The sequence below is a fragment of the Pseudomonas izuensis genome, from assembly GCF_009861505.1.
In the GTDB taxonomy this organism is placed as follows: Bacteria; Pseudomonadota; Gammaproteobacteria; order Pseudomonadales; family Pseudomonadaceae; genus Aquipseudomonas; species Aquipseudomonas izuensis.
Map to the genome: position 1 here is coordinate 1 of NZ_WTFT01000030.1, position 8,063 is coordinate 8,063.

The 8,063-nt window shown below is 61.0% G+C and carries 3 protein-coding genes; all 3 read left to right on the top strand.

The window, feature by feature from the left end:
* The first annotated feature begins 310 nt into the window (after window positions 1-310).
* The 3 genes from GPL81_RS23190 (at window position 311) to glgB (ending at window position 8,032) form a co-directional block, all read left to right on the top strand.
* Window positions 311-2,305, top strand: a complete 1,995-nt coding sequence (locus GPL81_RS23190) for an alpha-1,4-glucan--maltose-1-phosphate maltosyltransferase (protein WP_160108602.1) — start codon at window positions 311-313, stop codon at window positions 2,303-2,305.
* A 148-nt stretch (window positions 2,306-2,453) separates the two neighbouring features.
* Window positions 2,454-5,795, top strand: a complete 3,342-nt coding sequence (gene treS / locus GPL81_RS23195; RefSeq protein ID WP_160108603.1) for a maltose alpha-D-glucosyltransferase — start codon at window positions 2,454-2,456, stop codon at window positions 5,793-5,795.
* 2 nt (window positions 5,796-5,797) lie between these two features.
* Complete coding sequence (gene glgB / locus GPL81_RS23200) at window positions 5,798-8,032, top strand: 1,4-alpha-glucan branching protein GlgB (RefSeq protein WP_160108604.1); 2,235 nt, start codon at window positions 5,798-5,800, stop codon at window positions 8,030-8,032.
* Window positions 8,033-8,063: the final 31 nt, after the last annotated feature.

Here is an 8,063-nt window from a genome sequence, read left to right on the forward strand (position 1 = left end):
GTGCCGGGTGGGTCCTGTTCAGGCACCGGCTGCGGGTCGGTCGGCGGGATTACGGGGCTGTCGATGTTCGGGTCGGGTGTTTCGGCGGGGAATGGATTGGTCATTGTTCAAGTCTCCGGTGGCACATGGCGTGAGTCGTGCTTAAGTTGGTTGACCCCTTTGCAAAGGATTTGATTCCGGTCAATTGCCGATGAACTTTTGCCGGCGGGTGTCGCTCGGAATCTAAGTGAGTTCATTCGGCGAGGGATCTACCGATGTGGATGACTATCAGACACAAGAGCGTCCTTGGGGCGTAAAGGAGAGATGCTCGATGACGGCTGAAAAACCGACTGAGTTGAGCTACAACCCGCACATTCCGCTGTCGCAGGCGTTGCTGCTGCCGCGCATCGTGATCGAAAACACCCTGCCGACCCTCGAAGGCGGGCAGTTCGCCGTCAAGGCCGTGGTGGGCCAGGACGTGGTGGTGACCAGCAAGGTGTTTGCCGATGGTCACGACAAACTCGCCGTGCGCGTGCGCTGGCGTCACGATGGCGAGGAGGTCTGGCACAGTGAAGTCATGACCGACCTGGGCAATAACGGCTGGCAAGGCGCGTTCCGCGTCGCGGAGCAGGGCCGCCATGTGTTCTGTATCGAAGCCTGGATCGACCTGTTCGCCAGCTTCCAATATGAGCTGGAAAAGAAGCACCTGGCCGGCGTGCCCGTCAGCCTGGAGCTGCAGGAAGGTCGCCTTCAGGTCAAGCAAGCCGCCGAGCGGGCGGAAGGGCAATTGAGCGAACAACTGGCCGCACTGCACCAGGAATTGTCCAGCCTGCTGGAAACCGAGCAGATCGCGCTTTTTCTGCACCAACGTAGCGCCGAACTGATGGCCCAGGCCGACCATCGTGCTTACCTGAGCCTGAGTCCCGAATACCCGGTGGACGTCGAGCGTGAGCTGGCGCAGTTCGCCAGTTGGTATGAGTTGTTTCCGCGATCGATCACCGACGATCCTGCACGGCACGGCACGTTCAATGATGTGCACTCGCGACTGGCGATGATTCAGGACATGGGCTTCGACGTCCTGTACTTTCCGCCGATCCACCCCATTGGCCGCAGCTATCGCAAGGGCCCGAACAATTCCCTGACGGCGGGGCCGGACGACCCCGGTAGCCCCTATGCCATCGGCAGCGCCGAAGGCGGGCACGAGGCGATTCATTCAGAGCTGGGCACCCGCGAAGACTTCCGCCGGCTGGTGGCGGCCGCCGCGGATCACGGCCTGGAAATCGCCCTCGATTTTGCCATTCAGTGCTCCCAGGACCACCCCTGGTTGCAGCAGCATCCGGGCTGGTTCAACTGGCGTCCGGACGGCACGATCAAATACGCGGAAAACCCGCCGAAGAAATACCAGGACATCGTCAATGTCGACTTCTATGCCGTCGAGGCGATACCCAGCCTGTGGGTTGAGTTGCGGGACATCGTCGTCGGTTGGGTCCTGGAGGGTGTGAAGCTGTTTCGCGTCGACAACCCGCACACCAAGCCGCTGCCGTTCTGGCAATGGCTGATCGCCGATGTGCGGGCGCTGTACCCCGACGTGATCTTTCTCGCCGAGGCCTTCACCACGCCGGCGATGATGGCGCGGCTGGGCAAGGTCGGTTATTCCCAGAGCTACACCTACTTTACCTGGCGCAACACCAAGCACGAGTTGGCGACCTATTTCGCCGAGCTCAACGAATCGCCGTGGCGCGAGTGCTACCGACCCAACTTCTTCGTCAATACGCCGGACATCAACCCGGCCTTCCTGCATGAGTCCGGTCGCGCCGGTTTTCTGATTCGTGCGGCGCTGGCGACCATGGGCTCCGGCTTGTGGGGCATGTATTCGGGCTTCGAGCTGTGCGAGTCGGCACCGGTGCCGGGCAAGGAGGAGTACCTCAACTCGGAGAAGTACGAGATCCGCCCCCGGGACTTCACCGCGCCGGGCAACATCATTGCCGAGATCGCCCAGCTCAACCGCATCCGCCGGCAGAACCCGGCCCTGCACACGCACCTGGGCCTGAAAATCTATAACGCCTGGAATGACAACATCCTGTACTTCGGCAAGCGCAGCGCCGATGGCAGCAACTTCATTCTGGTGGCGGTCAGCCTGGACCCGCACAACCCGCAGGAGGCGAATTTCGAATTGCCGCTGTGGGAAATGGGCTTGCCGGATGACGCCAGCACCCAGGGCGAGGACCTGATGAACGGCCATCGATGGACCTGGCACGGCAAGTACCAGTTCATGCGGATCGACCCGGCGTATCTGCCGTTCGGGATTTGGCGCATTACCCCATAAGCGCAAAACCCTGTGGGAGCGAGCCTGCTCGCGAAGGGGGCAGGACAGTCAACATCAGCGGTGACTGACACTCCCTCTTCGCGAGCAGGCTCGCTCCCACAGGGGGGCACCGGTTCAGCGGCATTTTCGAATTGAGCAGGAGTTTCAAATGGCGAAGAAACCCAAGGCAGCCACTTTCATCAAGGACCCGCTCTGGTACAAGGACGCGGTCATTTATCAAGTCCACGTCAAATCCTATTTCGACTCCAATAATGACGGTATCGGCGACTTTCCCGGCCTGATCGCCAAACTCGATTACATCGCCGACCTCGGCGTCAACACCATCTGGCTTCTGCCGTTCTATCCCTCGCCGCGCCGCGACGACGGCTACGACATTGCCGAATACCGTGGCGTTCACAGCGACTACGGCACCATGGCCGATGCCAAGCGCTTCATCGCCGAGGCGCACAAGCGCGGTTTGCGGGTGATCACCGAGTTGGTCATCAACCACACCTCCGACCAGCACGCCTGGTTCCAGCGTGCGCGCAAGGCCAAGAAAGGCTCGGCGGCCCGGGATTTCTACGTGTGGTCGGATGACGATCAAAAGTACGACGGCACCCGGATCATTTTTCTCGACACCGAAAAGTCCAACTGGACCTGGGACCCGGTAGCCGGCCAGTACTTCTGGCACCGTTTCTATTCGCACCAGCCGGACCTGAACTTCGATAACCCGCAGGTCATGAAGGCCGTGCTGTCGGTGATGCGCTACTGGCTCGACATGGGTATCGACGGCTTGCGCCTGGACGCCATTCCCTACCTGATCGAGCGCGACGGCACCAACAACGAAAACCTGCCGGAGACCCACGACGTCCTCAAGCAGATCCGCGCCGAGATCGATGCGAATTACCCGGACCGCATGCTGCTGGCCGAGGCCAATCAATGGCCGGAAGACACGCAGTTGTATTTCGGTGACACCGACAAGAAGGGCCTCAACGGCGACGAGTGCCACATGGCGTTCCACTTCCCGCTGATGCCGCGCATGTACATGGCGCTGGCCCAGGAAGATCGCTTTCCAATCACCGACATCCTGCGCCAGACCCCGGAGATCCCGGCCAATTGCCAGTGGGCGATTTTCCTGCGCAACCACGATGAACTGACCCTGGAAATGGTCACCGACAAGGAGCGCGATTACCTGTGGAATTACTACGCGGCCGACCGTCGGGCGCGGATCAACCTGGGGATTCGCCGGCGTCTGGCGCCGTTGATGGAGCGCGACCGGCGTCGCGTGGAACTGCTCAACAGCCTATTGCTGTCGATGCCGGGCACGCCGACCCTGTATTACGGCGATGAAATTGGCATGGGCGACAACATCTACCTCGGCGACCGCGATGGCGTGCGTACGCCGATGCAATGGTCCATCGACCGCAACGGCGGCTTCTCCCGCGCCGATCCGGCCAGCCTGGTACTGCCGCCGATCATGGACCCGCAATACGGCTATCTCTCCGTCAACGTTGAAACCCAGGCCGGCGACCCGCATTCACTGCTCAACTGGACCCGGCGCATGCTCACGGTGCGCAAGCAATCCAAGGCGTTCGGTCGTGGCACCTTGAAAATGCTCTCGCCGACCAATCGCCGGGTGTTGGCGTATACCCGCGAATACACCGCAGCGGATGGCAAACACGAAATCATTCTGTGCGTGGCCAACGTCTCGCGCAGTGCGCAAGCCGTAGAGCTGGACCTGGCGGCGTATGTCGGCATGGTGCCGGTGGAGATGCTCGGCGGTAACGCCTTCCCGCCCATCGGGCAGTTGAGTTTCCTGCTGACCCTGGCGCCTTACGGGTTCTATTGGTTCGGGCTCGCCGCCGAGAACCAGATGCCGAGCTGGCACGTGGAGCCGGCGCAAAGCCTCCCGGACTTCACCACGCTGGTGCTGAAAAAACGCATGGAAGAATTGCTCGAAGTGCCGTCACGCCACACGCTGGAGCAGGATATCTTGCCGAACTGGCTGCAAAACCGCCGCTGGTTCGCCGGCAAGGACGCGGCCATCGAACAGGTCAACCTGGCCTACGGTGTGCGTTTCGGTGATGCGCAGCACCCGGTGTTGCTGAGTGAAATCGAAGTCACCAGCGGCGGCCAGACCAGCCGCTACCAGTTGCCGTTCGGCTTCATTGCCGAAGACCAGGTCGGCACCGCTCTGCCGCAGCAGCTTGCTCTTTCAAGAGTGCGCCGCGGGCCGCAGGTCGGTTTGATCACCGATGCCTTCAGCCTGGAAAATTTTATCCGCGCGGTGTTGCAGGGCATGCACAACAGCACGGTATTGCCTTCCGATGGCGGCGAGATCCGTTTCGAACCGACCACCGAGCTGGCCCGGCTGGGCCTGACGGCGGAGTCGGAGGTGCGTTATCTGTCGGCCGAGCAATCCAATAGCTCGGTGGTGGTCGGTAACAGCCTGGTGCTGAAGCTGATCCGCAAGGTCGCGTCGGGCGTTCACCCTGAGCTGGAGATGAGCGCGTACCTCACCAACGCCGGTTTCCGCCATATTTCACCACTGTTGGGTTCGGTGGTTCGCCGCGATGCGGCCGGCGAAGACAACCTGCTGATGATCGCCCAAGGCTACCTGAGCAATCAGGGCGATGCCTGGGAATGGACGCAGAACAACCTGGAACGGGCGTTGCGCGATGAGTTGGCGGACGCCATGTCGGAGCAGGAGCAGCATTACAACGCACTGGGCGAATTGAAAGATTTCGCTGGCATGCTCGGCCAGCGCCTGGGGGAAATGCATCAGGTGCTGGCGGCACCGAGCGACAATCCGAACTTCGATCCGCACGTCACCACGCAAAAGGATGCGCTGGGGGTGGCCAAGGATGTGGCGGCGCAAATCGAGCACGCGTTGAAGCTGCTTAAACAGCATCAAACCGAACTGAACCCGGCGGACAAAAAGCTGGTCAGCAAAATACTGGACAACAAAAAAGCCATCCTCAGCCATGTGCAGGCATTGGCGAAACAGACGGCAGGCGGTTTGCGCATACGCGTGCATGGCGATTTGCATCTGGGGCAGGTCCTGGTGATCAAGGGCGATGCCTATTTGATCGACTTCGAAGGCGAGCCGGCGCGACCCTTGCATGAGCGACGGGGCAAGCACAGTCCGTACAAGGATGTCAGCGGCGTGCTGCGCTCGTTCGACTATGCGGCGGCGATGGCGATCAATGTGCACAACGTTGACAACACCGAGGGCGCGCAAGCCGCGCGCCAACGCGTTGCCGATCGTTATTTAAATGAAGCAAAACATGCATTTGTGGTCGCTTATCGGCAATCGGCAGCTACGCTTGGCCATGCATGGCAAGATCCTGAGGGCGAGGACGCCGCGCTGGCGTTATTCGGCCTGGAGAAGGCAGCGTATGAAGTGGCCTATGAGGCAGAGAATCGCCCCACCTGGCTCACCGTGCCATTGCATGGTTTGTACGGGTTATTGAGTGGGCTCAAACCCTTTTCCGATCTTGGTGGAGAGTAGTCATGAGTTTCTCGAACAAGGAACAGGGTCATCATCACAACGAAGCGCTGTTGCCCAAGGCACGGGATATCGATGCCCTGGTACGCGCCGAGCATCACGACCCCTTTGCAATTCTCGGCCCCCATGGCGATGGTGCCGGCGGGCAGTACATCCGGGCGTATCTGCCGGACGCGTTGAGCGTGCAAGTGCTGGCCAGGGACTCCGGCGAGGAGCTGGGCAGCCTTGAAGCGACCCAGACCCCCGGACTGTTTGTCGGGCACTTCGACCGGGCGCAACCCTATCTGCTGCGAACCCGCTGGGCCGGTGGAGAGCAGATCTCGGAAGACCCTTATAGCTTCGGCCCGTTGCTCGGCGAAATGGATTTGTACTTGTTCGCCGAAGGCAATCACCGTGATTTGAGCAGTTGCCTCGGTGCGCAGCTCAAGACCGTAGAGGGCGTCGAGGGTGTCAGGTTTGCCGTGTGGGCGCCGAATGCCAGGCGCGTGTCGGTGGTCGGCGATTTCAACAACTGGGACGGCCGCCGTCACCCGATGCGCCTGCGTCATCCCACCGGGGTCTGGGAAGTGTTCGTCCCGCGCCTGCAGGCGGGGGAGGCCTATAAATACGAAATTCTCGGCAAACAAGGCATTCTGCCGCTGAAAGCCGACCCCATGGCGCTGGCCACGAGCCTGCCGCCGGACACCGCCTCGAAAGTGGCGTCCCCGCTGCAAGTCGACTGGCAGGATCAGGACTGGATGCAGTCCCGTGGCGAGCGTCATCGCCCCACGGCGCCATTGTCGATTTACGAATTGCATGCCGGATCCTGGCAATGCGAACTGGACGATCTTGGCGAAGTCGCCCGCCAGTACACCTGGCCTGAATTGGCCGAGCGGCTGATTCCCTATGTCAAAGACTTGGGGTTCACCCACATCGAGCTGATGCCGATCATGGAGCACCCGTTCGGTGGTTCGTGGGGTTATCAATTGCTCTCGCAATTCGCCACCAGTGCCCGATACGGCAACGGCGATGAGTTCGCAGCCTTCGTCAACGCCTGCCACCAGGCGCAAATCGGCGTGATCCTCGACTGGGTACCGGCGCATTTCCCGACCGATATTCACGGGTTGGCCCAGTTCGACGGCACCGCGCTGTACGAATACGGCAATCCGCAGGAAGGCTTTCATCAGGACTGGGACACGCTGATCTACAACCTGGGGCGCACCGAGGTGCATGGTTACATGCTGGCTTCGGCGCTGCATTGGCTCAAGCACTTCCACGTCGACGGCCTGCGGGTCGATGCGGTGGCGTCGATGCTGTACCGCGATTATTCGCGCAAGGCCGGTGAATGGGTGCCGAACCGCCATGGCGGACGGGAGAACCTCGAAGCTATCGACTTCCTGCGTCACCTGAACGACGTGGTCGCGCTGGAAGCACCGGGTGCGCTGGTGATCGCCGAAGAGTCCACGGCCTGGCCGGGAGTCAGTCAAAGTACCCAACAGGGCGGCCTGGGCTTCGCCTACAAATGGAACATGGGCTGGATGCACGATTCGCTGCATTACATCCAGCAGGATCCGGTGTACCGCGCCCATCATCACAACGAACTGAGTTTCGGCCTGGTGTACGCCTGGTCCGAGCGCTTCATCCTGCCGATCTCCCATGACGAAGTGGTGCACGGCAAGCATTCGCTGATCGACAAGATGCCCGGCGACCGCTGGCAGAAATTCGCCAACCTGCGGGCCTATCTGAGCTTCATGTGGGCGCATCCGGGCAAGAAACTGTTGTTCATGGGCTGCGAGTTCGGCCAGTGGCGCGAGTGGAACCACGATCAGCAACTGGATTGGTACCTGCTGCAATATTCGGAACACAAGGGTGTGCAGAAACTGGTGGGCGACCTCAATCGCCTGTACCGCCAGGAACCGGCGCTGCACGAGCAGGATGATGTACCGCAAGGCTTCCAGTGGCTGATTGGCGACGATGCCATGAACAGTGTTTATGCCTGGCTACGTTGGAGCAAGGAAGGTCGGCCGGTGCTGGTGGTGGCCAACTTCACCCCGGTGCCCCGTGAGGCATATCGCGTCGGCGTACCGTTCGCCGGGCAGTGGACGGAGCTGTTCAACAGCGATTCGTCGATCTATGCCGGGTCCAATTACGGCAACAGTGGCGGGGTGTCTACCGAGCAAGCGCCGAGCCATGGTCAGGCGTTGTCGCTGGTACTGAACTTGCCGCCGTTGGCGGTGTTGATGCTCAGTCCCGAGGGCTGATCCGTAACCGCGTCGACGCCATCGCGAGCAG

Bases quoted from the DNA above. Each gene is read 5' to 3' on its own strand.
- GPL81_RS23190 (WP_160108602.1), top strand. From the start codon at position 311: ATGACGGCTGAAAAACCGACTGAGTTGAGCTACAACCCGCACATTCCG.
- treS (WP_160108603.1), top strand. From the start codon at position 2,454: ATGGCGAAGAAACCCAAGGCAGCCACTTTCATCAAGGACCCGCTCTGG.
- glgB (WP_160108604.1), top strand. From the start codon at position 5,798: ATGAGTTTCTCGAACAAGGAACAGGGTCATCATCACAACGAAGCGCTG.